This is a genomic window from Pseudomonas corrugata (assembly GCF_050920615.1).
Classification (GTDB): Bacteria; Pseudomonadota; Gammaproteobacteria; order Pseudomonadales; family Pseudomonadaceae; genus Aquipseudomonas; species Aquipseudomonas corrugata.
On sequence record NZ_CP130434.1, the window covers coordinates 3,421,893 to 3,445,001 of the forward strand.

At 59.1% G+C, this 23,109-nt stretch carries 25 protein-coding genes and 2 pseudogenes; 12 read left to right on the plus strand and 15 right to left on the minus strand.

Going from position 1 to position 23,109, the window contains the following annotated elements; all coding sequences use genetic code 11:
• The first annotated feature begins 14 nt into the window (after nucleotides 1–14).
• Both QZH45_RS15405 and QZH45_RS15410 read left to right on the plus strand, forming a co-directional pair.
• On the plus strand, nucleotides 15–566 hold the full coding sequence (locus QZH45_RS15405; RefSeq protein WP_053193933.1) for a VOC family protein: 552 nt from the start codon (nucleotides 15–17) through the stop codon (nucleotides 564–566).
• A 95-nt stretch (nucleotides 567–661) separates the two neighbouring features.
• The gene (locus QZH45_RS15410) at nucleotides 662–1,456 is read left to right on the plus strand and encodes a creatininase (RefSeq protein ID WP_055134955.1); all 795 of its coding nucleotides are present in this window, start codon (nucleotides 662–664) and stop codon (nucleotides 1,454–1,456) included.
• Here the strand turns inward: QZH45_RS15410 and QZH45_RS15415 are convergent.
• Nucleotides 1,445–2,389 (minus strand): LysR family transcriptional regulator, encoded by a 945-nt coding sequence (locus QZH45_RS15415; RefSeq protein ID WP_055134956.1) that lies wholly within the window; start codon nucleotides 2,387–2,389, stop codon nucleotides 1,445–1,447. The two genes, QZH45_RS15410 and QZH45_RS15415, sit on opposite strands and share 12 nt — an antisense overlap.
• A 130-nt stretch (nucleotides 2,390–2,519) precedes the next feature.
• Here QZH45_RS15415 and QZH45_RS15420 point away from each other — a divergent pair, with 130 nt between their 5' ends.
• The 6 genes from QZH45_RS15420 (at nucleotide 2,520) to QZH45_RS15445 (ending at nucleotide 8,275) form a co-directional block, all read left to right on the plus strand.
• Entirely contained in the window at nucleotides 2,520–3,845 is a 1,326-nt protein-coding gene (locus QZH45_RS15420) for an MFS transporter (protein ID WP_053193937.1), read from the plus strand.
• A gap of 51 nt (nucleotides 3,846–3,896) precedes the next feature.
• Nucleotides 3,897–4,646, plus strand: a complete 750-nt coding sequence (locus QZH45_RS15425; protein ID WP_024777268.1) for a creatininase family protein — start codon at nucleotides 3,897–3,899, stop codon at nucleotides 4,644–4,646.
• Nucleotides 4,647–4,733: 87 nt separating this feature from the next.
• The gene (locus tag QZH45_RS15430) at nucleotides 4,734–6,176 is read left to right on the plus strand and encodes an aldehyde dehydrogenase family protein (protein ID WP_055134957.1); all 1,443 of its coding nucleotides are present in this window, start codon (nucleotides 4,734–4,736) and stop codon (nucleotides 6,174–6,176) included.
• 213 nt (nucleotides 6,177–6,389) lie between these two features.
• A complete protein-coding gene (locus tag QZH45_RS15435) occupies nucleotides 6,390–6,875 on the plus strand; it encodes a LysR substrate-binding domain-containing protein (protein ID WP_081036468.1) in 486 nt (161 codons plus the stop codon).
• Nucleotides 6,876–7,090: 215 nt separating this feature from the next.
• A complete protein-coding gene (locus tag QZH45_RS15440) occupies nucleotides 7,091–7,651 on the plus strand; it encodes a TetR/AcrR family transcriptional regulator (RefSeq protein WP_024777266.1) in 561 nt (186 codons plus the stop codon).
• A gap of 147 nt (nucleotides 7,652–7,798) precedes the next feature.
• On the plus strand, nucleotides 7,799–8,275 hold the full coding sequence (locus QZH45_RS15445) for a DUF1348 family protein (protein ID WP_024777265.1): 477 nt from the start codon (nucleotides 7,799–7,801) through the stop codon (nucleotides 8,273–8,275).
• A gap of 1,035 nt (nucleotides 8,276–9,310) precedes the next feature.
• On the opposite strand, the gene QZH45_RS15450 is transcribed toward QZH45_RS15445, so the two are convergent.
• The 3 genes from QZH45_RS15450 to QZH45_RS15460 all read right to left on the minus strand — a co-directional run bounded on the left by QZH45_RS15450 (nucleotide 9,311) and on the right by QZH45_RS15460 (nucleotide 10,848).
• On the minus strand, nucleotides 9,311–9,565 hold the full coding sequence (locus QZH45_RS15450; RefSeq protein WP_024777264.1) for a DUF2790 domain-containing protein: 255 nt from the start codon (nucleotides 9,563–9,565) through the stop codon (nucleotides 9,311–9,313).
• 112 nt (nucleotides 9,566–9,677) lie between these two features.
• Nucleotides 9,678–10,148 carry a cyanase gene (gene cynS / locus QZH45_RS15455; protein WP_024777263.1) on the minus strand — a complete coding sequence of 157 codons (471 nt, stop codon included), beginning with the start codon at nucleotides 10,146–10,148 and terminating at the stop codon, nucleotides 9,678–9,680.
• A gap of 40 nt (nucleotides 10,149–10,188) precedes the next feature.
• Entirely contained in the window at nucleotides 10,189–10,848 is a 660-nt protein-coding gene (locus QZH45_RS15460) for a carbonic anhydrase (protein ID WP_024777262.1), read from the minus strand.
• A gap of 108 nt (nucleotides 10,849–10,956) precedes the next feature.
• Between QZH45_RS15460 and cynR the strand changes: the two genes are divergently transcribed.
• Nucleotides 10,957–11,844, plus strand: coding sequence for a transcriptional regulator CynR (gene cynR / locus QZH45_RS15465; RefSeq protein ID WP_053193944.1), 888 nt, complete (start codon nucleotides 10,957–10,959; stop codon nucleotides 11,842–11,844).
• Nucleotides 11,845–12,070: 226 nt separating this feature from the next.
• On the opposite strand, the gene QZH45_RS15470 is transcribed toward cynR, so the two are convergent.
• The 10 genes and pseudogenes from QZH45_RS15470 to QZH45_RS15515 form a co-directional block, all read right to left on the minus strand.
• A complete protein-coding gene (locus tag QZH45_RS15470) occupies nucleotides 12,071–12,241 on the minus strand; it encodes a DUF1289 domain-containing protein (RefSeq protein WP_024777260.1) in 171 nt (56 codons plus the stop codon).
• A 2-nt stretch (nucleotides 12,242–12,243) separates the two neighbouring features.
• Nucleotides 12,244–12,600: a hypothetical protein gene (locus QZH45_RS15475; protein WP_053193947.1), complete on the minus strand. Its 357-nt coding sequence runs from the start codon at nucleotides 12,598–12,600 to the stop codon at nucleotides 12,244–12,246.
• Nucleotides 12,601–12,639: 39 nt separating this feature from the next.
• A pseudogene (gene dmeF, locus QZH45_RS15480) lies at nucleotides 12,640–13,556 on the minus strand (CDF family Co(II)/Ni(II) efflux transporter DmeF).
• A 20-nt stretch (nucleotides 13,557–13,576) separates the two neighbouring features.
• A complete protein-coding gene (locus QZH45_RS15485; protein WP_024777257.1) occupies nucleotides 13,577–13,852 on the minus strand; it encodes a metal/formaldehyde-sensitive transcriptional repressor in 276 nt (91 codons plus the stop codon).
• Nucleotides 13,853–14,163: 311 nt separating this feature from the next.
• A pseudogene (locus QZH45_RS15490) lies at nucleotides 14,164–14,378 on the minus strand (two-component sensor histidine kinase); the annotation flags it as partial.
• Nucleotides 14,379–14,425: 47 nt separating this feature from the next.
• Nucleotides 14,426–15,070 (minus strand): tetratricopeptide repeat protein, encoded by a 645-nt coding sequence (locus tag QZH45_RS15495; protein WP_024777256.1) that lies wholly within the window; start codon nucleotides 15,068–15,070, stop codon nucleotides 14,426–14,428.
• The gene (locus QZH45_RS15500; RefSeq protein WP_055134958.1) at nucleotides 15,067–15,876 is read right to left on the minus strand and encodes an SDR family oxidoreductase; all 810 of its coding nucleotides are present in this window, start codon (nucleotides 15,874–15,876) and stop codon (nucleotides 15,067–15,069) included. The genes QZH45_RS15495 and QZH45_RS15500 overlap by 4 nt, the downstream gene beginning before the upstream one ends.
• Nucleotides 15,863–16,537 (minus strand): TenA family transcriptional regulator, encoded by a 675-nt coding sequence (locus QZH45_RS15505; protein ID WP_055134959.1) that lies wholly within the window; start codon nucleotides 16,535–16,537, stop codon nucleotides 15,863–15,865. Before QZH45_RS15505 ends, QZH45_RS15500 begins: the two co-directional genes overlap by 14 nt.
• Complete coding sequence (locus QZH45_RS15510; RefSeq protein ID WP_055136629.1) at nucleotides 16,534–18,015, minus strand: AMP-binding protein; 1,482 nt, start codon at nucleotides 18,013–18,015, stop codon at nucleotides 16,534–16,536. Before QZH45_RS15510 ends, QZH45_RS15505 begins: the two co-directional genes overlap by 4 nt.
• On the minus strand, nucleotides 18,005–18,682 hold the full coding sequence (locus QZH45_RS15515; protein ID WP_053193954.1) for a thermostable hemolysin: 678 nt from the start codon (nucleotides 18,680–18,682) through the stop codon (nucleotides 18,005–18,007). Before QZH45_RS15515 ends, QZH45_RS15510 begins: the two co-directional genes overlap by 11 nt.
• A gap of 207 nt (nucleotides 18,683–18,889) precedes the next feature.
• On the opposite strand from QZH45_RS15515, the gene QZH45_RS15520 reads away from it, so the two are divergent.
• Nucleotides 18,890–19,441, plus strand: coding sequence for a cytochrome b (locus QZH45_RS15520; protein ID WP_024777251.1), 552 nt, complete (start codon nucleotides 18,890–18,892; stop codon nucleotides 19,439–19,441).
• A gap of 135 nt (nucleotides 19,442–19,576) precedes the next feature.
• Here the strand turns inward: QZH45_RS15520 and QZH45_RS15525 are convergent, their stop codons facing one another.
• Nucleotides 19,577–20,467, minus strand: coding sequence for a LysR family transcriptional regulator (locus QZH45_RS15525; RefSeq protein ID WP_024777250.1), 891 nt, complete (start codon nucleotides 20,465–20,467; stop codon nucleotides 19,577–19,579).
• 167 nt (nucleotides 20,468–20,634) lie between these two features.
• Between QZH45_RS15525 and QZH45_RS15530 the strand changes: the two genes are divergently transcribed.
• Nucleotides 20,635–21,717, plus strand: a complete 1,083-nt coding sequence (locus QZH45_RS15530; RefSeq protein ID WP_055134961.1) for a 4-oxalomesaconate tautomerase — start codon at nucleotides 20,635–20,637, stop codon at nucleotides 21,715–21,717.
• A gap of 40 nt (nucleotides 21,718–21,757) precedes the next feature.
• On the plus strand, nucleotides 21,758–23,083 hold the full coding sequence (locus tag QZH45_RS15535; protein WP_024777248.1) for a dicarboxylate/amino acid:cation symporter: 1,326 nt from the start codon (nucleotides 21,758–21,760) through the stop codon (nucleotides 23,081–23,083).
• Nucleotides 23,084–23,109: the final 26 nt, after the last annotated feature.

Genomic DNA, 23,109 nt, shown 5'->3' on the forward strand with positions numbered 1-23,109 from the left:
AGAGGTTATTGCAAATGTCTCATCTTGAACAAACCAATGTGCTGGCTGCGCTGAGCGGCGGCGCCGAGATCGATGCGTTCCTGGGCAACGTCGTGGAGATCGCGATCGTGACCCGGGACCACAAACGCACCATGGACGGCTTGCTCAAGCTGGGGATTGGTCCATGGCGGGTGTACACCTTCAGCCCGGAGAACACCCAGAACCAGACGTACCACGGTGAACCGGCCGATTTTGTGCTGAAAGTCTGCTTCGCCCAATCCGGAAACATGGTCTGGGAGCTGATGGAGCCGGTGTCCGGGCCGACGATTTTCGCCGACTTCCTGGAAAAACACGGCGAAGGGATCCAGCACGTTGCCTATGACTGCAACAACATTCCGTTCGAGGAACGTATCGCTGAATTGCAGCGGCGCGGTTTCAAATGCGTGCAGTCCGGCTCCTGGATGGGTGTGAATCATTTCGCGTTCTTCGGCACCGAGGCCGACACCACCACGGTCTTCGAAACCTACGCCTTTCCTGACGATTGGGATTATCCGGAGCCGGAGTCCTGGTATCCGCCACGGGCATAAGCCCGCACGGCATCACCAGGTTTCGCCTGGGCGCCACTAGGTACAGAGCCTAGCGTCCAGGCTTGGCCGCTTTGCAACGACACAGGAGTAGAACCATGAACCCTGTCCGGATGGATAACATCAGTTGGGTGGACTATGAGCGCCGAGTGCGATCAGGCGCAGTGGTCTTGCTGCCTATCGGCGCCACAGAGCAGCACGGGCCCCATCTGCCCTTGGGTACTGACGCCTTGCTCGCCAGTGCAATCAGTGAAGACGTGGCACGGGAGATCGACGGTGTGGTCGCCCCGGCCTTGTCCTACGGCTATAAATCCCAGCCCAAGTGTGGAGGCGGGCAGCACTTCTGCGGCACCACCAGCGTGGATGGCGCGACGCTGATCGCCATGGTCCGCGATGCCGTGCGTGAGTTTCATCGCCATGGCGTGAAGCGCCTGGTCCTGGTGATCGGTCACTATGAAAACCAATGGTTCGTGACCGAAGGTATCGAGCTGGCGATGCGCGATATCGGCCCGGAGGCCGGACTGGAGGTCATGCGCCTGGAGCACTGGGAGTTCGTGAAGTCACAGACCCTCGACAAGGTCTTTCCGAACGGCTTTCCTGGCATCGCATTAGAGCACGCAGCAGTCATCGAGACGTCGATGATGCTGCATTACCACCCGGAGCTGGTGTGCCTGGACCAAATCCCCGATCACGGCCCGGCCGAGTTCCCGGTCTACGACATGTACCCGACCCGAACCGAATGGGTGCCGGCCAGCGGCGTGCTGTCATCCGCGCTGGGGTCGAGCGCAGAGAAGGGGCAGTTGCTGGTGGCGGATGTCATCAGCGGTATCGTCCAGGCGGTGCGGTCGGAGTTCAGGCTCGCCGGGGCCGAGTCGCAGGTTTCAAACGACTGAACCGGGTTCTTGTGCAGGGTTGCCGGACGCAAACATCGGCAACCGCTGCAACATCCAGTTCAGCAATTCTTGGGCAGGGGCCGCCAGCGCCCGTCCGGACTTCACCAGCAGTTTCGCCTCCACCCCTTGGAACAGTGGATGATCGACGGCCACCACCGCGAGGCTGCCTTGCGCAATCTCCCGATAGGCCGCCACTTCGCCCAATAGCGAGGCAAACTCGCCGCTGGCGACAAGGCGCTTGAGGGCGGCCAAGGAGTTGCTGACCAGCGCCGGACGGATCTCGATTTTCTCGGCGTACTCGAGCATCTTCAGCGCGTGGCCTATACCGAAGGTCGGCGGCGTCAGCACCAGTGGGCAGTCGAGCAAGTCAGCGACGGTTGCCATTGTCCCTTTCAAGGCCAGCGGATGGTCCGGGCGAACCAGCAGCATGACGGGCTGCCGGGACGTCGCGCGGTAATCGATGTGAACGTGGGGAGGCGGGTTGTAGGCCAGGCCGATGTGTGCGCGATTTTCCGCGATTTCGTTCAGGACATCGTCCACGGGCAGTATGTCCAGCCTGACGTCGAGCTTGGGATACTGTTTACAGAACGGTGCGAGCACGTGGTCCACCAGGGTATCGACGTAACCTTCGCTGATGACCACCCGCACGTGTCCCTGTTGCAGCCCCTTGATGGCCTGGAGCTGATCTTCGAGCTTCTCTTGATGTGATCGATAGCCGCGCCAGAACTCCAGCAGGTGCGCGGCTGCCTCGGTGGGCTGGACCCCACGGGCCTGGCGCTCGAACAGCCTGGCGCCCAATTCCTCTTCCAGCAACTTGATCTGACGGGTGATCACCGAGGGGGAGGTGTTGATGCTGTCCGCTGCGCCACGGATCGATCCGTGGGTCAGCACTTCATGAAAATACCGCAAGCGTTGCTGGTTGATCTCGCGCATGGCTGGTGTCCTTTCGAATCTGCGTTGCCCATAGAGCAACGTTACACGAACATAGTTGCTCTTGCTGCTATTGAGGCCGTCGGCGCAACATCTTCGACACATCAGAGCAACAAGAAAATTGGAGACGCCCATGTCGACCATCGTGAATCCGGTACCTAGCGCAGCCCTTTCAACCTTGTACCGCAAGCTCAATTGGCGCCTGTTGCCACTCCTGTTCGTTTGCTACGTTTTCGCCTACCTGGACCGCATCAATGTCGGCTTCGCCAAGTTGCAGATGCAAAACGACCTCGGGCTGTCCGACGCCGCTTATGGTGTCGGGGCAGGGGTGTTCTTCCTGGGCTATGTGCTGTTCGAACTGCCCAGCAACCTGATGCTGCCCCGGGTGGGGGCGCGAAAGACCTTCAGTCGCATCCTGGTGTTATGGGGCATCACCTCGGCCTGCATGCTGTTCGTGCGCAACGTGCCGATGTTCTACGCCATGCGCTTTCTGCTAGGAGTCTTCGAAGCCGGTTTCGCCCCGGGGATGATCTATTACCTGTCCTGCTGGTACGGCCCCAAGCGCATGGCCCGGGCCATCGCGATCGTATTCATCGCCGGCCCCGCTGGCGGCATTATCGGGGGGCCGCTTTCGGCCTGGTTGATTACCACGTTCGAAGGCGTGGGAGGGCTTGCCGGGTGGCAATGGATGTTCCTGATCGAAGGCTTGCCCTGCGTCCTGCTCGGTGTGTTTGCCTATTTCTACCTGTGCAACCACCCGGCCGAGGCTCGTTGGCTGAGCAGCGAGGAAAAGCAACTGCTGCAGCGTGAGCTGGGAACTGCCCCAGGCGGTGCGCATTCGTTCCGGGCGGTGTTGCGCGATCGCCGGATCTACCTCCTGGCGAGCGCTTACTTCTGCATCATCTTCTCGATCTACGCCATGAGCTTCTGGCTGCCGGCAATCCTCAAGGCCCAAGGCGTCCACGACATGATGCAGCTGGGCTGGTTCGCCGCCATCCCCTACGTGGCAGCGGGCGCTGGCATGTACTGGATCGGACGTCGCTCCGACCGCTTCGGCGAGCGTCGCTACCACTGTGCGGTCCCGGCGGCCGTCGGGGCGGTACTGATACTTCTGTATCCTTCTGCCGATGGGAACCTGATGCTATCAATGGTTCTGCTGACGCTGGCGATCGCCATGATGTTCATGGCCTACACGGTCTTGTGGGCGATGCCCTCCGAGTTGATCAAAGGCGAAGCGGCGGCGGGTGGCATCGCCCTGATCAACACCATCGGCCTGTGCGGCGGTTTCTGGGGGCCAGCGGTGATCGGTTGGGCGAAGACATCAACGGCGAGCATGAACCCTGGCATCGTCGCGGTCGGTTGCGTGTTTCTCTGCGCCGCGCTGGTGATCATCGCGAGCAAGCCGCTGGCGCGTCGCGACCGGGTCTTGAATCCCGTGCAGATTGAACAGGCGCTTTGAACTTCACATCCATCGTGTTCCGCAAGGAACCTTTCCAAAGAGAGAACGCAGATGCTTTTACATCTATCCACCTGGGCCGAAATCGAAACATTCCTCCAACGCAGCCGTACCGTGGTCATCCCGATCGGCTCCAACGAGCAGCACGGGCCTACCGGCTTGCTGGGGACGGACTGGATGTGCCCCGAAATCATCGCCCATCAGGCGCAGCAGGCCGCAGACATTCTGATTGCCCCGACCTTCAACATCGGCATGGCGCAGCATCACCTCGGGTTCCCGGGAACGATCTCGCTCAGGCCTTCGACGTTCATCGCCGCCATCGGTGACTGGGTACGTTCGCTGGCTGCCCACGGGTTTGAAAAGATACTGTTCCTCAACGGCCACGGCGGCAATATCGCCTCCATTGAAGCGGCGTTCTCGGAGCTCTACGCCGAGGCGAGTTTTGCCCGGCGTCCGGCGGGTTTCGCCTTGAAGCTCTGCAATTGGTGGGACCTGGAAGGGGTCAATGAGCTGGCGCGGGAGCAGTTCCCCACCGGTCACGGTGTCCATGCGACGCCGTCGGAAATCGCCGTGACCCAGTGGGCCTATCCCCACGCCATCAAATCGGCGGATTACTCGCCACAGATCGCCAACTGGGGCCCGATCCGGGAGGCGGCCGATTTCCGCGCCCGTCATCCAGATGGCCGCATGGGGTCAGACCCGGCGCAAGCTTCTGCGGAGAAAGGCCGGCAACTGGTGATGCTGGCTGCACAGGGTCTGGTGCAAGAGGTGCAAGCCTTCAGCCGCGAGTCCATGCCGGGTTGAACCGCAGCGCTGCCATTGCGCACGCCTGGGCATCCCGGGCGTTGGCGCTTCATCTCGTAAAAACCGCAATCAATCAGGTACGCCGCGATGTGGAAAATCGATCACAGTTACATCGATGGAGCCTTCGTTCCTGTCCATGGAAATGAAACGGTGGTATGCATCAACCCGGCGACCGAGGCGGTCATCGGAACGGTCACCTTGGCTGATCGCGATGACGCCCGCCGCGCCATCGCTGCGGCGGCCCGTGCGCAAGCCGCGATGAATCGTACCTCCAAGGCTGAGCGTATCGAGATGCTCGAACGCTTGCAGGCCGCCGTGCTGGCGAGCACGAACGAGATCCGCGATACCGCCATCGAGGAGTACGGCGCGCCGCTCGCCCGTGCCCAATGGGTCAGTGGTTATGCTTCGCAGTCATTCGCCAACGCGGCGCAGGTATTGAAGGACTACGAACTGGTTCGCTCGATTGGCGACGCCACCGTGGTGATGGAACCAGTCGGCGTATCGGCACTGATCGCCCCCTGGAACAGCACCGCCGGAACGATCTGCAGCAAACTGGCATCGGCCATCGCCGCCGGTTGTGCGTCGGTCATCAAGCCGAGCGAGTTGAGTCCCTTGCAGACCGACGTGCTTGCCCGCGCATTGCATGGCGCCGGTTTGCCGAAAGGCATTTTCAACATTTTGCTGGGACGCGGCAGTGACGTCGGTGATGAAATCAGCACCAACCCACAGGTCGCCAAGATTTCATTCACCGGGTCCACCGCCACCGGAAAGCTGATCGCTCGTGCCGGTATCGAGACCATGAAACGCGTAAACCTGTCGCTCACCGGGAAGTCGGCCTCTATCGTCCTGGATGACGCCGACCTCGACACGGCCATTCCCCTTGCCTTGAACGCGGCGTTCATGAACAACGGCCAGGCCTGCGTCGCTGGCACGCGCCTGCTCGTACCGCGCACGCAGGCCAAAGAAGTCATTGAACGGGTGAAAAGCCTGGTCGAGGCGATGGTCGTCGGCCATCCGCAGGACCCGTCCACCGTCATTGGACCGCTGGTCAACCAGGCCCAGTTCGACCGCGTGCAGGGCTACATCCGCCGCGGACAGGCGCAAGGTGCAACGCTGGTCATTGGCGGTGAGGGCAGGCCGGCTGGTTTTGACCAAGGCTATTTCGTCAGGCCCACCGTATTTGCCGACGTCAGCAATGACATGGATATTGCACAAGAGGAGATTTTCGGCCCGGTGCTGTCGATCATCGCTTATGACTCGCAAGAGCAGGCGATCGACATCGCCAATGCCAGCCTCTACGGCCTGCAGGCCTACGTGTTTTCCCGAAAATCGGACCGCGCCCGAAGCCTGGCGAGCCGGCTGCAGGCGGGCTCGGTGCTGATCAACAGAATCACACCGGAGCTGCTGGCCCCGTTTGGCGGGGTCAAGCAGTCTGGGGTTGGGCGGGAGTTTGGGGTGTTTGGTTTGGAAGGGTTTTTGGAGGCGAAGAGTATTGTGTTGGGGGAGTGCGGAGTTTGTGGAGCAGGGTGAGCCGATAGCAGCTGCCTCCGGAACGCACGGGGGAACGAGCGATCAGATCAACGCCGGATAGTCGGTATACCTATCAGCGTACCGTACGTGCTCAATGCCGGGAGCAATTTTTATGCGGAGTCTGCCGATCAGATCGAAGTGTTGCTGCGAGTTGCGATGAGGTGAGCAACGACTCGACCCAGATCGCGGGTCGCGTCAGAGTGGCCGCCTCCCATGGATTTCTTCAACTGGTTCCCGGCACAGGTTATCGCTCAGCTCGTAGCTGAGCGCCCGCGAGCAAACCTTGAGTTCGAGTTGAATGACGCCCGAGTGGATCTACTGGGCGAGGACATTGACGTCGCGTTGCGCGGAGGTGATCGGGATCCTTCACTGTTCGCGCGCAAGCTCGGCACGGGTTGCCAGACCCTGGTAGCGAGTCCGGGTAACCTGGCGGCACATGGCGTACCGCCACAGCCAGGCGATTTGAGTTCCCATCACTGCGTCACCTCGCCGTCGCACGGTGGGGCGGCGCACTACCTGGCGGTTGGGAGGCGTCGACAATCAATCGGTAACCGTGGAAGTGGCTGGACCCTTTCAGGCCTATACCTCCTCTGCTTAGCTCGAAGGAGCACTGGCCAGAATGGGCATAGTGCTGCTGCCCCGCCGCACTCCGTGCACCCCATCGACGATGGGGGGCACTGTTCGATATCTGGGGATTGAGATCGATGACGCCCTGAGATGGCGGAACAGATTGAGGTTTGACCATGCACAGCGACGTTCGAAGTCAGGCCGTCGAGTGATGATCCGTGTCTGCTCAGTTAACCATATTGGGTGGCTCGGTCCATCCCAGAAAGTTGACCAGCTTAGCCGCTCAAAAAAAATTCCAAGCGAGGCTTGACCGAGGAGAACGATCGTTCTACATTGAGTCCGTGGAGATGAAAATGACAGATACCCGAGAAAAGATTCTAATGACCGCTGAGAAACTTATTTATCAGAACGGCATTCATGCGACAGGCATGGATCTTCTGGTGAAGACCTCAGGTGTCGCTCGCAAAAGTATTTATCGCTATTTTGCGACCAAAGATGAAGTGGCCGCTGCTGCACTGAATGCTCGTGATGTACGTTGGATGCAATGGTTCAGAACGGAATGCGACAGAGCGGATACTCCGCAAGAGCGTATTCTCAATATATTCACGGTGCTCAAGGGATGGTTTGAGTCAGACGGATTTCGAGGCTGCGCTTTCATTAATACAGCCGGAGAAGTTGGGGACCCCGATGATCCTATTCGCCATATCGCCAAACTGCATAAGCAGAAGTTACTCGATTACACACTCGAGCTGACCGAGCAGTTGAATACGGAGCACCCGGTCGTCTTGGCGAGACAACTGCTCATATTAATCGAAGGCGCAATCACCATGGCGCGCGTGATGGGCGATTACAGTGCCGTCGATGACGCAAAAGAAGTTGCACGGTTGCTCTCGTATCCGTTCGCATAGCTAGATTGTTGAGATACTGATGTAAATCGCGATTATCGTGACGCGTTGATGTTGTGATGATGATCGCTGAAAGAAAGTTGTACCGCTTTGCTGAGTTCCGAAAACGTTAAATAAACCGATACATCCAATTGTCCTGGAGGCACTACCATGTCCAATGCACAAACTCGTCCGCCACTTCCTCCGTTCACTCGTGAAACGGCGATTGAGAAAGTCCGACTCGCTGAAGATGGCTGGAACAGCCGCGATCCCGAAAAAGTATCGCTTGCCTATACACTGGATACCAAATGGCGCAACCGAGCGGAATTTGCTACCAATCGCGAAGAAGCCAAAGGTTTCCTTACACGCAAATGGAAAAAAGAGCTTGATTATCGCCTGATCAAAGAGCTCTGGGCGTTTACCGACAACCGCATCGCTGTACGTTACGCATACGAGTGGCATGATGATTCAGGTAACTGGTTCCGCTCTTACGGTAACGAAAACTGGGAATTCGAAGCGGATGGCCTGATGCACCGTCGCTTCGCCTGCGTGAACGACATGCCCATCAAGGAGAGCGAACGCAAGTTCCATTGGCCACTGGGACGCCGCCCAGATGACCATCCAAGCCTGTCTGACCTCGGTCTGTAAATATCTCAACCGACCTGATCCTTTCGTTGAAAAGGCTCAGGTCGGTTTTTGAGTCTAACGTTATAAATAGTTTCTTCATCAAAAATCCTCTAACCCGTAACCGCCCGCAATCCCTCCAAAGTTTTATCCTCCAATTCTTTGCCGGTCCTATCCAGCTCTTCCGCCTGCCAACGATCCTCACCGCCTGTTTCGCGAAAGGTCTAGCGGTCGCAGCTTTCCAGCCATGAGTCTATTACTGAAGGCCTCTAACAATACCTGCTCCACCAGATCCACCCATGAGGCTGCAAAGGCTTCGTAAGGGTTCTGAGGGCAGCCGGCTAAAGCAGGCATCAGTACCGGCGGGACAGACGATAGGTGCGCAATTTTCAGGCACTACCGTTCAGGGAACTAGAGTTACCTGCACTTTTACTTACGCGATTCTCAACGTGATGCTCCATGACTGACCTGGATTGTGCGAATCAAGTCCAGTCGGCGCGGTGCTGTGCTGTGGTCCTGTTCTTAACGACGGCAACTGATCTCCCGTCGTAATGCACGAGGTGGTAGCAAGTTGTTCCTCAGATCCATGTGCAGCCAAGTGGGGCGCGCTGATGACTGCTGCACTTACAGACTGAACGCAATCCTTCTCGCTCAAGCGACAGCGCTCGTGATCGTACGGCGTCCCTGCCTGAAGACACGACAAGGTGCGCTGGCCCGAATAGAGGATTCAAGGTAAGGGTTCGGCTTCTGACTTTGCGTTTAAGCCGGCGTGAAAGTGACAGAAGTGCCACGTCGGCCGATTTCCTCTCGCTACTCCGTTTCTAGCAAGCGGGAACTCGCGGTGAGCTGGAATTTGGCAGTCAGCCGTCGGCGGTTCTTGGTAGTGGATACGGCCTGAGTAAACGCACTTGCGTGCTATTACTGCCGAGTAGAGGCGGGAAGCGCGCTGTATGGGCGCAAGTAACGAAGGGTTATTTTTTCAAAGGACAGGGGACCGCGGTGTCTGAGCCCCCGTCCCTGGCGCCGAGCGATCGAGCGCCAGAGCGGACGGGAGAGGAGTCAATTGGTACAGCCGGTACCTATGACGTGGTACTCCATGATGTGCCGGTCGCCCTTGGAGTCGTCATAAGTCATCTGCACCGGCACTACATCACAGACACTTGGTATCTGAGTAATCGACACAATGTGAGCGATGTCCAGGTGTTGAGAGTAGCGATAGGGCTCGACCGTAATATGCGCAGTCTGAGTATCTTGCTCATCGGCCATAGCGACAGAGCCAATGCAGGCTAGGAGTAAAACGAGTAACAGTTTCATAGCGATTACCTGTGTTGAGGGCGTGAGAAGGCCAAAGCACTTAAGCGGTGCTCAGTCGTACTAAAGGGTTGGGGTGTAGCCCGGTCGCCGTCTGACGCCGGGCTGACTTGCATCAGAAGGGTTTGGTAGGCAGGTACTTGCCGTCCAGCGTGATCACAGCGCGATGGCCGCCCTCCGGATCTTCGACCTTCTTGATGTCCAGCTTGAAGTTGATGGCGCTGATGATGCCGTCGCCGAACTTTTCGTGGACCAGAGCTTTGAGGGTGGTGCCGTATACCGACATCATCTCGTAGAAACGGTAGATGGTCGGGTCGGACGGTACGCCGTCAAAAAAACTGCCGCGAACTGGCATCGATTGCAGCAAAGCGACTTGATCAGCATCAAGGTCGAGTTTCTTGCCCACGACATGGGCGGCGCTGGAAGGCAGCGGATGCTGGCCGAGCAGGGCGGCAGTGACGAAGGCTTCGGACAGGCCGGTACCGTCAACGATCTCGGCGAAAGACAGGTCCTTGCGAGCCTTGGCCAAAATGATGGTTTCGGTCAGTTCTTGGCGCGCGGTGCGGGTGGCTTGAGTCTGGATCATGGCGAATCTCCTAGGTTAGTAAGGGGTACAGGTACGGGTTTCAGGCAACGTGCCTGGCTTGCTGGGAAACGGCGTGGATTTCGGGGTTCTCTGCGAGGGACACGAAGGTCCCGGTACTGCCATCGAAGGCGTCGATACGCCCGCTCTCGATGTCATAGATCCAACCATGCAGGGTGACGCGGCCTTCTTCGAGAGCCAGGCGAACGGATGGATGTGTCTGGAGGTTGGCCAGTTGCGCGATGACGTTTTCACGCACCATGGACGTAACTTTGCTCGGTAGATCCGGGTGGTTGCGGGCTTCGTTAACCACCTTGGCCGAGTCGGCGTAACGGAGCCATCCGGCAACGGCAGGCATGTGATCCAGGCACTTGCACGTGGCTATGGCGGTCATCGCGCCGCAGTCGGAGTGGCCGCAGATCACGATGTCTGCGACCTGGAGAGCGGCGACCGCATATTCAACAGAGGCCGAAACGCCACCCGGCTCCGGGCCATACGACGGCACGATGTTGCCGGCATTGCGGATTACAAACAGATCGCCTGGCTCGCGCTGGGTGACGAGTTCAGGCACCAATCGGCTATCTGAGCAAGAGATGAACAACGCTCTTGGGCTCTGCTGATTAGCCAAGTCCTTGAACAGTTTGACCCGCTCAGGGAAGGCGTTTTTTTGGAATTTCAGAAAACCGTCGATGATCGCTTTCATGGTTGCTGTCTCAATGTCTGGGTGTGAGACAAAGATTAAGCGGCGCATTACATAAGGTAAAAGTCTGATTTATTATGATGTGAATCAGATTATCTTATGGGTTGAATCATGCTTGCTCGCCACATTCAATACTTCCTTGCGGTTGCGGAACATCTCAGCTTCACGAAGGCCGCAGCGGCGCTCCATGTGTCTCAGCCCGCCCTTTCGCAGCAGGTGAAACAGTTGGAAGAAAGTCTTGGAGCCCAGTTGTTCGACCGCTCAGGACGCACAACTCGTTTGACTGACGCGGGAAACGTCTATCTTCTGTATGCACGCCGTGCTTATCAGGAATTGCGAGATGCTAAAAGCGCCATCCACGATGTGAGCGATCTCACCCGCGGTTCATTGCGCCTGGCCGTGACGCCGACGTTCACGACTTATCTGGTCGGGCCGGTGATCGAAGCATTTCACTCGCGGTATCCCAAGATCACTCTCAACCTGAAGGAGATTTCCCAAGAGCGCATTGAGGAGCTGCTTTTGGCAGGAGAATTGGACGCGGGGATTGCGTTCGATGAAATAAGTACACCGAATATTGATGCCATCCCTTTGCTGAACGAAACCCTCGCTTTAGTGGTGAGTCGCAGGCACCGCCTGGCCGAGGTGCGGTCCATTGGATTGCAGGGTCTGAATGCCGAATCTCTGATTCTGCTCAGCCCAGAGTTTGCAACCCGCGAACAAATCGACCGCTACTGCCGCAAACACGCGATTCGTCCTCATGTGCAGATGGAGGCTAATGCCCTCGGCGCAGTGATCGAAATTGTTCGCAGAACTAATCTATCGACTTTATTGCCAGCCAGAATCGCGTTGAACCATGATGATCTGGTGGCCATCACACTGGAGCCCGAGCGCTTGCAGCGCACCGCCGTCCTTATGCGGCGCAAAGATGCCTTTCAGAGCGCAGCGATGCGAGCTTTCATCGAGGTGGCTAAAGAGGTATCCAATCAACTAAATGTGTAATAGCTGCGGCCGTCGATCCGGAAGGGGCTAAGCCGAGCCTGTGCCCTGTCAATAACAGGCTTGTTAGAAAAAACAGACTGCCCCTTTTTAAGAAATTCTGCTGTCCGCGCGAAGATATGTTCGCGTGCTACGATTGCAGTGACAGCTTCTGGCTGGCTACAGCCGGTCGTGGAAGGCAGAAATAGACCCAAAGCGTCCATCCAGGACAAGCGACTATCCCTGCGCGTTACTTCAGCCCTCTCAAGCGCATATTCGCCCGTTGCACCGCGGCCATTTTTTCAGGCCGCTTCATGCGTTTCCACTTTTTAATGTCCTCCTTGCTCCGCCCACAACTCACACACAGATCCCCCTTCAGCAGGCATATCGAGATGCAGGGATTTTCGATTTCCTTGGCCATCGTCAATCCCCTCTAGCCAGACGCTTTTGCCAATCGCCGCTATGAGTGCGCTGGCATTCTTCTTCGGAGTCAAGGCGGACATTGCGATCTGACAAGTTCAGATCGATGCCGGCCTCATTCAACGCGATGGCTGTCAGCTCAAAGATGCGAGCCTTCGCGTCAACCTGGGCCAGCTGTCTGTCAGCGAGGGTTTCGAACACCCAGGTCACCCTCAGGCTTCTCGCTAACGCGTTCAGGTCCGCCGTGTGGGTGAGCCAGGTAAAGCCCTGGATCTCACCCTTTGCTGTTTCGCACGCTTCGGTCAGCGTGGTTATCAACCGGCGTTCGATCCGCGCCAGTTCACGTTGCCCTGGAGGCATCGCAAGTTCCTTTGGAGTTAATGGAGGGCAGGCCCTGAATCAGACCGGTCGAAACTCGACCGTAAGATGGCTGACTTCGTGAACCGGTTTGAGACGCTCACGAATGCTGTCGGTGTTCGCAGTGGCTTCACCGAGGACGCTGACGATGGCCGCATGGGCTTGCGGTCCAACCCGCCAGACGTGCAAGTCCGTGATGGAGGCGTCCCCCGGCTTTTCGACCAGCTCGCGGATTTCCTCGGCAATATGTGCGTCTGTCTGATCCAGCAATACACCTGCGGTGCCCCCATCAAGGTCCATGCCCAACGCGCGATAACGATGGCGCCGACGATGCCCATGACCGGGTCCAGCCATACCCAGCCCAGATACCGACCGGCGAGTAGCGCAGCGATGGCCAGAACCGAAGTCAGCGCGTCGGCGATGACATGGGCATAGGCCGATTTCAGGTTGTTGTCGTTTGCATGGTGAGCATGGCCATGGCCATGATGGTGGTCGTGGTCGTGGTCGTGCCCGTGCCCCAGCAGCAGCGCACTGACGATGTTGACGATCAAGCCAGCTATCGCGATGAGTGTAGCGGTGCCGAACTGGACTTCCGTTGGCTGCAAGAGGCGCATGACGGATTCAGCGCCAATGCCCAAGGAAACCATACCGAGAATCAGCGCCGAAGCGAACCCTCCCAGGTCTCCAACCTTTCCGGTACCGAAACTGTAACGCTGGCTGGAGGCGTGGCGTTTTGCGTATCCGTACGCGGCCGCCGCGATGCCCAATGCGCCGGCATGAGTTGCCATGTGAAAGCCATCGGCCAGTAATGCCATCGAGCCCGTGATATACCCAGCGGTGATCTCGCCCACCATCATCACAACGGTCAGTACTACCACCCAAAGCGTGCGCCTGGCATTCTCGTCGTGCGCCGAGCCAAGGAACAGGTGATCGTGTGCGTAGGGAGTGTTGTTACTCATGAGAGTGTACCTGGATGCGTTCACTTGGAATAACGGCGAATGGCTTCAAGCAGCTCTTCGACGCCCTGGTTGCGCTCTTCTTCGCTGAGCGCAGGGTTCGCGACATGCTCCCGCGCGTGATCCTCGATGATTTCTTCCATCAAGCCGTTGATGGCGCCGCGGGTAGCGGCAACCAGATGCAGTGTTTTGGCACAGTCGAGATCCGATACCAACGCCCGTTCAATGGCCTGGATCTGTCCCGCGATACGTTTTACGCGCTTGAGAAGATCGTCTTTGTTTGCTGCGACATGACTCATTGGATACCCCCTATCCTGATCATGTGCATGATAGGTATACCCCCTATGCCTATGCAAGGGGGGCGGACAAAGGGGATCATCTACGGCCTGTCGTGGGAAAGTGTCGTTGAATATGAGGGAACGCATGACGGTTTGGAGCGGCCGCTTTCCGTCAAAGAGCGGGCTTCGCCAGGATCTGTATGGCACTCAAATCGGGGAGCGGGTCACTAGGCTCTATACGAAAAACCTGGTTGCCTGGCAAGCACCAGGTCTTCAGCCTGCGGAGCGCATTTGGCTTCTCCAGCGATGCCTTTGACTCCCCAAAACAATCACAGCGGCTCCAGGGAGCCGCTGTGCCGTGCACGCAACGTCGAGGCCATGTTCGCCAGCGGCTTTTGACCCCGGCCGATAGCGAGCCAGACCATCGCCACGGGCAGCAGATTACCGATCACGTCCGCCATAGCGTATGGAATGCGATCCGATGGATCAGCTCCGTGTGCATGTCGTCCCGTTCGCCGCCCCGGATACGCAAGCCGTTCCGCTTGTCCGAGGTTGCCTCATCTTCGATCGGTAACGAGCGCGCTCGGACTTCTGTCAATCGAGTTTCTTGTCCACCTCCACCAGCAACGCGGCGATTTCTTTACGTCGCCCGGCGTCCGCGCTTTCCCGGCCGGGCCGGGGCGCGGCTTGCAGGGCTTTTTGCAGTGCTGCCTTGGCTTGCGCGTAGTGTTTCTGACGGTAGAGGTGATCGCCCCAGAAGTACAGGCTGTCGATGCCATCAGGGTTGAGTTGCAGCGCTTGCTTGAGCAATTGCTCGGCCTTGTCGCTGTCACCGAATCCGATCGGCCAGCCCGGCACCCGGTCATACAGCGCGGCCAGGCTGGTGTAGGCCGAGCCTTGCAAGGCTTTGGGGTCCAGGGTCAGGGATTTCTCAAGGTCAGCCTTGGCGTCCTTGGCCTTGCCCAAGGCTCCGAGTCCACCCTCGGCACCGGCCCAACTGCTGGTGACAATGCCTTTCCAGATCCATGCTTCGGCGACGGCTGGACGCTCCGTGGTGAAGTTCGTGGCTTGCGACGCCAGTTGTTCGAACGCGTCGGCGCGTTGTTTTTCCGGCGTTTCATATTGGATGTGCGCCCAGCTCTGCTGGATGCTGCTGAGGCGTTGCTGATCGGCGGCGTCCAGGGCCCAGACACTTTGGCTGAGGGTGCCCAGCAACAGACATGCGAAAAGTTTCTTCATGGTTTTGGCGGCTCGTTTTCGGTTTTTTCACTGAGGCGACGGATCAACGGCAGCTGTTTGCGCAGGCCGCGATCCACCAGGTTCGGCAAGAGGCTGTTGAGGCGCACGAAAAAGCGCTCCGGCCAGCCCAGGTAGAGGTCGCGACGGTCGCCGGCAATCGCGTGGACCACCGCCGACGCCACGGCTTGCGGATCATCGACATTGGCCTTGAGCGCGCTGTTCAGTGCTTGCGCGGCGGCGCTGTTCATCGAAGTGCGGGTGGCGCGGGGCGCGACGTACAGTACGCTGACCCGGGTGTCCGCCAGTTCCCGGCGCAAGGCTTCGGAAAACCCGCGCAGGGCAAACTTGGTGGCGCAGTAACTGGCGTAACCGGGGTATCCGATCGAGCCATAGGTCGAGCCAACGTTGACGACCATGGCGTTGTCGGCCTGTTTGAGCAGCGGTAGCAGCAGTTTGGTCAGGCAGATCGGCGCGCTGATGTTCACCGCCAGCATCGCACTGATGTCGCTGTCGTCGAGCTGTTCAAGCATGGCGAAGTGATTGACCCCGGCCGCGTTGATCAGCAGGTTGATTCCGCCAATGCCCTCGGCAGCGGCCAGCACCTTGCGCCGGTCACTGAGGAAGGTCAGGTCGGCGGCGACGTGACACAAGGTATCAGGGTATCGGCTGAGCAGTGGCGCCAATGCCTCGTGATGGCGTGCTACGGCCAGCACTCGGGCTCCGGCGGCGCACAAGACGCCTGCAATGGCCAGGCCGATGCCACCACTGGCACCGGTCAATACGACACGTGCATCACGCAACTGCATATTGAGCCTCCGGATCGCGGGGCAATCCACGGAACATATCGGTATAGAGTCGATAGACGACTTTCGAAGCGTGGATCACCGCCGCTTGGTCTTCCTTGTCCTCAAGTTTGTTCATCAGTGCGCGATAGGTCTGCATGTGTTCGATATCCAGCGAACCGTGAGAACTGAGATAGCTGAACGCGGTTTCCGGCAATGCCAAACGCTCGCGAATGCTGCCCGCTGCGTGAGTGGCCAAAGCAATGCTAGTGCCTTCCAGCACGTTGACCATTCCGAACAGGCCAACCGGATTGCCCCGGGCGATCAGGTCGTAGAGGAAACTGATCATCAGCTCGATAGGCAGGGACGGCTGCGCGTCTCGCACCGCATCGCGATCCCCGCCGCACGCGGCGATGTCGTTGAGCACCCACTGTTCGTGGCCATATTCATCCTCTATGTACTCGCACACTGCTTTGCGCAGCCATTCCAGGCGCATCGGCAGGCGTGCGCCACAGGCCATCATCAGCGGGACGGTGTGGCGCACGTGGTAGTAGGCTTGGGCGAGGAAGGCCCGATAACTTTCCAGACTGACCTTGCCTTGCAGGGCATCCAGGATGATCGGCAGGTTGAACAGCTCATGGCGTTCCTGTTGCGTGGCTTCTTGCAGGGTGTCGAAAAAACTCATGATGCGGATTCCTCGGATGCGACAGATCCAGTCAAGGTGTGGCGGTATAACTCGATGATGGCGTCCCGACGCGGGCGGCCATTGGAGGTCAGCAGGCCATTGGCGGCGCTGAAGGGCTGCGGCAGACGCGTCCAGTGATGCACTTGGGCGTAATCGGGCAAGGCTTCGTTGGCTTCGGCAACGGCCGCGGCCACTTCGGCGTCGGTGCAGTCCGGACGATGCGGCCAGAGTAGGGCGTGGTTGTGCGCAAGCGCTTCGCCGTAGACGAAGGCCTGGGCGATGTGGCGGCGCTGGGTCAGCTCCGACTCGACCCATTCCGGGTTGACGTTGCGCCCGTAACTGGTGACGAACTGATGCTTCTTGCGGCCCTTGAGATAAAGAAAACCTTCCTGGTCGAACTCGCCCAGATCGCCGCTCGGCCACCACTCATCGCCGTACGCCGGCTCGCCGAGATAGCCGAGCAGGGTCGAGCCCTTGATCAACACTTCGCCGTCCTCGGCCAGGCGTACTTCGACATGGGGCAGTGGTTGGCCGACGCTGCCCGGCCGGTGCGCACCGGGACGGTTGAGGCATACCACCGACGCGCATTCGGATAAGCCATAGCCTTCGTAGACCGGTATGCCGACCTGCTGGGCACGGTGCAGCAAATCCTCCGAAACCCGCGCTCCACCGACGGCGGCGAAACGCAATGTTTGCGTATCGAAAGCTTTCTGTTCTGCGGCGTTGGTCAACAGCAACAGCAATTGTGGCACCAGGATCAGGCTCTCGGGCTTGCGCCCGGCCAGATAACCGAGCAAGCGCGACACATCGACGCCACTGGCGCCCTGGATGCCCAGGCTTTTCTGGCTCGGCAGACTCAGCGTGACACCGGCGTACAGCGCCGCGTAACAGCCGAGGTTCTCCAGCAGGATCGCCAGCGGCAGCAGCGCCATGTGGTGTTGCGGATGGGTAGACTTGCTCGCCTGATCCAGTTCCCGCGCCACCCGCAGCAAGCTGTCGGCGCTCAGGCATACGCCTTTCGGGGTGCCGGTGGTGCCGGAAGTGAAGGTCAGTTTGGCGGTGCGGGCGGGCATTCGGTGGGGGCCGTTGAAGCGTCGGCACCAGAACTCGCCGCGTTTTTCATAACCGGCGTCGCGCAATTCGGCTTCCAGCGCCGGCTCGGCGATCACCCGTTCGGCCTGGCTTTGTTCCAGGCAATGGATGCGTTGCGTCGGGCTGAAGAATGGTGGCAGCGTCACGCAGGTCAGACCTTCGAACAGCACAGCCAGATCCCACAGCATCGCCTCGACGCCATTATCCAGCGCCAGAGCGATCACCTGTACCTGTTCGTCGCGCAGGCGCTCCTGGCGATACATTACCTCGGCATACAGCGTGGCGTAGTCGAGCTTCAGCGTGTCGCCCCACAGGGCGACGGTACTGTCATTGCGTCGGGCATGATCGCGCAGGGTTTCCTGGAAACGGTGCAACTCAAGCGACATGGCAGGCTCCTTCAATCGAGGTCGGCAAACCCAGTCGGGTAAAGAGGCCGATGTTGCACAGATGGATGAAGCCGGCGCGGATGTTGCCTACGTGCACCCAGGGTTTGCTTTCGTAATAACTGCCCCAGTGTTGGCGCTCATCACCCAGGCGCTGCGGGTCGGCAGCGCACAATGTCACCGGCTTCAGGCCGAGACGATGGAAGCTGTTGACCAATCCGATGTTGCCAGTGAACGTCACCCATTCCAGACCGCCCATGGCGAGCAGATAAGTGATGGCGATGATGCTCATGCGCGCGCTGCCCGTGTCGCTGGCGGCGAGGTTGCCGACTTCGACAATGCCTGCCCGGTCCACTGGGCGATCAGCTGCGGTGCTGATCAGCGGTTCGATCGGTTCATCCAGGTAACGCTCCAGAAACAGTGGCTCCAGATGTGCCCGACGCACCCCGGCCACCGCGCACAACTCGCCGTTGCCGTTATGCACCCCGAACAGCTCGGGCATGAAGTGTCGGATGTCTGCGCCATGGGCCTGGCGAAAACGGTGTTGGATGAATGCTTCGAACGTCTCTCGTAGCGGGTCGTCGGGCAAGGCGCCGGTTAACGTCATCTGCAGGGCATCGGCTTGCCCAAAGCGCAGGGGAAGGGGGATGTTCCAGTCAAGATCGGGCATGGGCAGAACGCCTCCCTTAATGGTTTGAACGGAGTATGGGAGGCCTTTCTTAACGAAGTCTGAAGGTGAAATTAAGTTAACGACCGATCTGTCTTCAGACTGTCTTAAGGATGGGCTGGCAGGGTGGCGCCATCGGTTCGCTGGGCAACCGGATCGAGACTGTCGAACGATTCGACCGTCACGAAGGACAATCACGAGGCGCTTCTTATGACCCGCGACAAAGGCATACCCCGTTATGGAAAACTCTCAATCACCCTGCACTGGCTGATGCTCGCGCTGTTTGTCGGCGTGTACGCGTGTATCGAAATCAAAGGCTTCCTGCCCAAGGGCAGCGAAGCGCGTGGCCTGCTGTTGGGCTTTCACGGTCTCTTCGGCCTGAGCATCTTTGCTTTGGTATGGGTGCGACTGCTCGGACGCCTTTCGCCACGTCCACCAATCACCCCGCCGCCCCCTGCATGGCAAACCGGCACATCCCACCTGATGCACTTGGCGCTGTATGTGCTAATGATCGCCACGCCGGTACTGGCCTGGTTGATGCTGGCCGCTGGAGGCAAACCGTTCCCCTATTTCGGCTTCCATTTGCCAGCCCCGGTGGCGATTGACCCTGATCTAGCAAAGCGCTTGAAGTATTGGCATGAACTGTTGGGCAGCACCGGCTACTGGCTGATCGGTTTGCATGCGGCGGCGGGACTGTTTCATCACTATTGGGTAAGAGACAACACGCTGACTCGGATGTTGATTGAGCGAGATCATTCCTGAGGCGCAAGTCACGCTCGTCTCGGCACTCGGAAGGTACTGAATTCGTTGACGAGCGCACCGTTGCGGCGCTGCCGGGTGAGGGTGAACGGCCCAAAGCGCGCTGAGCTTGAGGACTGTCCCGGCCTCGGGGCGGTCTTACTGCGGCCACTGCTCAAGCAGGATAGAGACAAATTTCTCGGCGGCGGGGGACAGGGAAGCACCTCGTCGATAGACCAGGCCCAGTGACCGGTTGACCACCGGTTCGATCAGCGGCACGCTGACCAGTGTCGGATGGTCCCCGGCGGGCATCGCCAGGCTGGGCATTGCCGACACACCCAAGCCAGCCTCCACCAGCCCCAGTGACGTGGACAGGTGTTGCACCTCGTAGAACCACTGCGGACGCCAGCTCAGGCCCGACAAGGCATGATCGAGCAGCATGCGATTGCCGCTCAGGCGACCCACCCCGATCAAGCGATAGTCACTGAGTTCCGACCAGGTGACGGCGCTACGTCCAGCCAACTCATGATCGCGGCGGCAAGCCAGGACAAAGGGTTCGTTGACCAGAGGCACGAATTCGATATCCGGATGCTGGCCGCTCATCATGTTGATGCCAAAGTCGGCTTCGCCGCGCAGTACCGCCTCGAGTCCTTCGTTGGCACTGAGATCGAGAAGGCGGATGCGGATTTTCGGATAGCGCTCGTTGTACAAACGGATCACCGACGGCAGGAAATAGAACGCTGCGGTGGGAATGCACGCCAGGGTCACCCGGCCTATCTGCCGCTCGGCCAGCTCGCGAATGTTGAGGATCGAATCGTCGAAGTCATCCAGCAAGCGCCGCGCCTTGGGCAGGAAGTCACGTCCGACGCTGGTCAGGCTGACCTTGCGCGTCGTGCGATCGAGCAAGGCGGTGCCCAAACCTTCCTCCAGTTTCTTCATGCGCCGGCTCAGGGCCGGCTGAGAAAGGTGCAGGGCGTCGGCAGCCTCGTGGAAGCTGCCTAGTTCGGCGATTTTGACGAAAGATCGTATGTCCTGAAGCTCATATTCCATGCCAGATCCCATAAGCAAAGAGATGCGTCGTGCCAATCATCCTACGGTTATTCATTCGTAAAACGCAATAAAACCTCCGATCTTTGCATTGGAAACACTTTTCAAAGCCTGCCACTCTTGCCTCCAGAACATCAATTATCCAGATTGATTAACAAGAGTTAGTGTTCATGCAACGAATTCCTTGTGTGCTCATGCGCGGCGGTACCTCCAAAGGCCCGGTTTTTCTCGCTTGGGACCTACCGGCCGCCATCGTTGAACGTGACGAGCTGCTGCTCGACCTGATGGGATCTGGCCATGAGCTGGAGATCGACGGCATCGGCGGCGGCAGCCCGCAAACCAGTAAGGTGGCGATTGTCAGCCCATCATTGCACCCTGATGCGGATGTCGATTACTTGTTTGTCCAGGTCATGGTCTCCCAGCGTCGGGTCGATACCGCGCCCAACTGCGGCAATATGCTCTGTGCCGTCGGCCCGTTCGCCATCGAGCAGGGACTGGTCAAGGCGGGCGGCGACCGTACCCAGGTGCGTATCCGCAATCTCAATACTGGTACCTTCGTCGTTTCCGAGGTGCAAACCCCGGGCGGCAAGGTCAGCTATGAGGGTGACACCGCCATCGACGGCGTACCGGGCGCTGCCGCGCCGGTGCAACTGACATTCCTGGATGCGGCGGGCAGCAAGACCGGCAAACTCTTTCCCACCGGCCAGCCGCAGGACGTCATCGACGGCATAGCGGTGACTTGCATCGACATGGCCATGCCCATGGTGATCGTCGAAGCGAGTCAGCTCGGCAAGCGTGGCGACGAAAGCCCCGCCGAACTGGATGCCGATAAAGCCTTCCTGCACCGCCTGGAATCCTTGCGACTCAAAGCCGGCTTGGCCATGGGCCTGGGCGACGTCAGCGACAAGGTGATTCCCAAGCCGGTGCTGGTGTCGCCGGCCAAGTCTGGCGGAACGCTGCAGGTGCGCTACTTCATGCCGCACAACTGTCATCGCGCGCTGGCGATTACCGGGTCCATCGGCCTCGCCACCGCGTGTGTGACCGAAGGCAGCGTGGCCGCCCGATTGATCGGCGGCGTCAGCGAGCCACGCTTGCAGCGGGTCCGCATCGAGCACCCAAGCGGTGGTATCGACGTGGTGTTGTCCTATGCCGGGGATAAGGGAGAGACCATCCGCGCCTCGGTGGTGCGTACCGCGCGCCGACTGTTTTCAGGTTTCGTCTACGCCAAGGGTTCCCAACGACTGGCCGGTTAGCCAGGCTGTCGTTGTCGTTTGCATCAGAACAATTCCAAAAATGGGTGATGCCATGAAAGTTGTTAAATCGCTCTACTTCCAGATCATCTGCGCCGTGCTGTTGGGTGTAATGGTCGGGCACTTCTGGTCGCAACAGGCGATTGCCTTGAAACCGCTGGGCGACGCCTTCATCAAGCTGATCAAGATGATGATCGCGCCAGTGGTGTTCTGCACTATCGTCACCGGCATCGCCGGCATGAGCGACAAGCGCTCGCTGGGGCGCTTGTTGAGCAAGACGATGCTGTTGTTCCTGGGCTTGACCGTGGTCAGCCTGATCATCGGCCTCGTGGCGGTCTATGTGTTCAAACCCGGAGCCGGGATGAACATCGATCCGACCCGGTTGAACACCCAGGGCCTGGCGCAGTACGCCGACTCCGCGGCGAGGCTGGGGGTGGTCGACTTTTTCATGCACATCATTCCCGACACCTTCATCGGCGCCTTCAATAAAGGCGAGGTACTGCCGGTATTGTTCATCGCAGTGCTCTGCGGTTTCGCCCTGTCTTCATTGGGGGAGCGGGGCAAACCGGTACTGGACGTGCTGGAATCGGTTTCGCACATGGTGTTCAAGATCTTTTCCTACCTGATGCGCTTCGCCCCGATTGGCGCGTTCGGCGCCCTGGCATTCACGGTCGGGCAGTACGGCATCACTTCGCTGGGCAGCCTGGCCAAGCTGATCATGACCTTGTACATCGCCTGTGCCTTCTTCGTTTTCGTGGTCTTGGGCGGTATCTGCCGTGCCCATGGCTTCAGCCTATGGAAGCTGCTGCGTTACCTGCGCGAAGAGTTTCTGGTGGTGCTGGGCACCTCTTCGACCGAGCCGGTCATGCCGCGTATGCTGGAGAAACTCCAGGCCCTGGGTTGCAAGAAGGGAGTAGTGGGGCTGGTGCTGCCGACCGGTTACTCGTTCAACCTGGACGGTACCGCGATCTACCTGTCGCTGGCGGCGATCTTCATTGCGCAGGCCTGCAACATCGACCTGACGCTGACCCAGACCTTCACCATGCTGGCAATCATGCTGCTGTCTTCCAAGGGCGCGGCCGGGGTGACCGGCAGCGGGTTCGTCGCGCTGGCCTCGACCCTGACGGTCATCCACGACATTCCCCTGGCCGGCCTGGCCCTGTTGATCGGCATCGACCGCTTCATGTCGGAAGCCCGGGCACTGACGAGTCTGGCAAGCAACGCGGTGGCGACCGTGGTGATCGCCCTCTCGGAGGATGCCTGCGACCGCCAAGTGCTGTTGCAGACCCTGGATGGCAAGCCTTCCCCGTCAGTGGCTCAGGCTACGGATGACGCCTGGGACGACGCCAAGGCCGCGAAACACCTCTAGCCGGTCACGGCAAACTCGAGATATCA

Excerpts from the sequence above, each read along its gene's own strand:
- QZH45_RS15445 (WP_024777265.1), top strand. The coding sequence starts at position 7,799 with ATGTCCAATGCACAAACTCGTCCGCCACTTCCTCCGTTCACTCGTGAA.
- QZH45_RS15440 (WP_024777266.1), top strand. The coding sequence starts at position 7,091 with ATGAAAATGACAGATACCCGAGAAAAGATTCTAATGACCGCTGAGAAA.
- QZH45_RS15460 (WP_024777262.1), bottom strand. The coding sequence starts at position 10,848 with ATGAAAGCGATCATCGACGGTTTTCTGAAATTCCAAAAAAACGCCTTC.
- QZH45_RS15430 (WP_055134957.1), top strand. The coding sequence starts at position 4,734 with ATGTGGAAAATCGATCACAGTTACATCGATGGAGCCTTCGTTCCTGTC.
- QZH45_RS15520 (WP_024777251.1), top strand. The coding sequence starts at position 18,890 with ATGACCCGCGACAAAGGCATACCCCGTTATGGAAAACTCTCAATCACC.
- QZH45_RS15525 (WP_024777250.1), bottom strand. The coding sequence starts at position 20,467 with ATGGAATATGAGCTTCAGGACATACGATCTTTCGTCAAAATCGCCGAA.
- QZH45_RS15500 (WP_055134958.1), bottom strand. The coding sequence starts at position 15,876 with ATGCAGTTGCGTGATGCACGTGTCGTATTGACCGGTGCCAGTGGTGGC.
- QZH45_RS15475 (WP_053193947.1), bottom strand. The coding sequence starts at position 12,600 with ATGCCTCCAGGGCAACGTGAACTGGCGCGGATCGAACGCCGGTTGATA.
- QZH45_RS15470 (WP_024777260.1), bottom strand. The coding sequence starts at position 12,241 with ATGGCCAAGGAAATCGAAAATCCCTGCATCTCGATATGCCTGCTGAAG.
- QZH45_RS15510 (WP_055136629.1), bottom strand. The coding sequence starts at position 18,015 with ATGTCGCTTGAGTTGCACCGTTTCCAGGAAACCCTGCGCGATCATGCC.
- QZH45_RS15410 (WP_055134955.1), top strand. The coding sequence starts at position 662 with ATGAACCCTGTCCGGATGGATAACATCAGTTGGGTGGACTATGAGCGC.
- cynR (WP_053193944.1), top strand. The coding sequence starts at position 10,957 with ATGCTTGCTCGCCACATTCAATACTTCCTTGCGGTTGCGGAACATCTC.
- QZH45_RS15495 (WP_024777256.1), bottom strand. The coding sequence starts at position 15,070 with ATGAAGAAACTTTTCGCATGTCTGTTGCTGGGCACCCTCAGCCAAAGT.
- QZH45_RS15505 (WP_055134959.1), bottom strand. The coding sequence starts at position 16,537 with ATGAGTTTTTTCGACACCCTGCAAGAAGCCACGCAACAGGAACGCCAT.
- QZH45_RS15450 (WP_024777264.1), bottom strand. The coding sequence starts at position 9,565 with ATGAAACTGTTACTCGTTTTACTCCTAGCCTGCATTGGCTCTGTCGCT.
- QZH45_RS15535 (WP_024777248.1), top strand. The coding sequence starts at position 21,758 with ATGGGTGATGCCATGAAAGTTGTTAAATCGCTCTACTTCCAGATCATC.
- cynS (WP_024777263.1), bottom strand. The coding sequence starts at position 10,148 with ATGATCCAGACTCAAGCCACCCGCACCGCGCGCCAAGAACTGACCGAA.
- QZH45_RS15420 (WP_053193937.1), top strand. The coding sequence starts at position 2,520 with ATGTCGACCATCGTGAATCCGGTACCTAGCGCAGCCCTTTCAACCTTG.
- QZH45_RS15530 (WP_055134961.1), top strand. The coding sequence starts at position 20,635 with ATGCAACGAATTCCTTGTGTGCTCATGCGCGGCGGTACCTCCAAAGGC.
- QZH45_RS15425 (WP_024777268.1), top strand. The coding sequence starts at position 3,897 with ATGCTTTTACATCTATCCACCTGGGCCGAAATCGAAACATTCCTCCAA.
- QZH45_RS15515 (WP_053193954.1), bottom strand. The coding sequence starts at position 18,682 with ATGCCCGATCTTGACTGGAACATCCCCCTTCCCCTGCGCTTTGGGCAA.
- QZH45_RS15405 (WP_053193933.1), top strand. The coding sequence starts at position 15 with ATGTCTCATCTTGAACAAACCAATGTGCTGGCTGCGCTGAGCGGCGGC.
- QZH45_RS15415 (WP_055134956.1), bottom strand. The coding sequence starts at position 2,389 with ATGCGCGAGATCAACCAGCAACGCTTGCGGTATTTTCATGAAGTGCTG.
- QZH45_RS15485 (WP_024777257.1), bottom strand. The coding sequence starts at position 13,852 with ATGAGTCATGTCGCAGCAAACAAAGACGATCTTCTCAAGCGCGTAAAA.
- QZH45_RS15435 (WP_081036468.1), top strand. The coding sequence starts at position 6,390 with ATGGATTTCTTCAACTGGTTCCCGGCACAGGTTATCGCTCAGCTCGTA.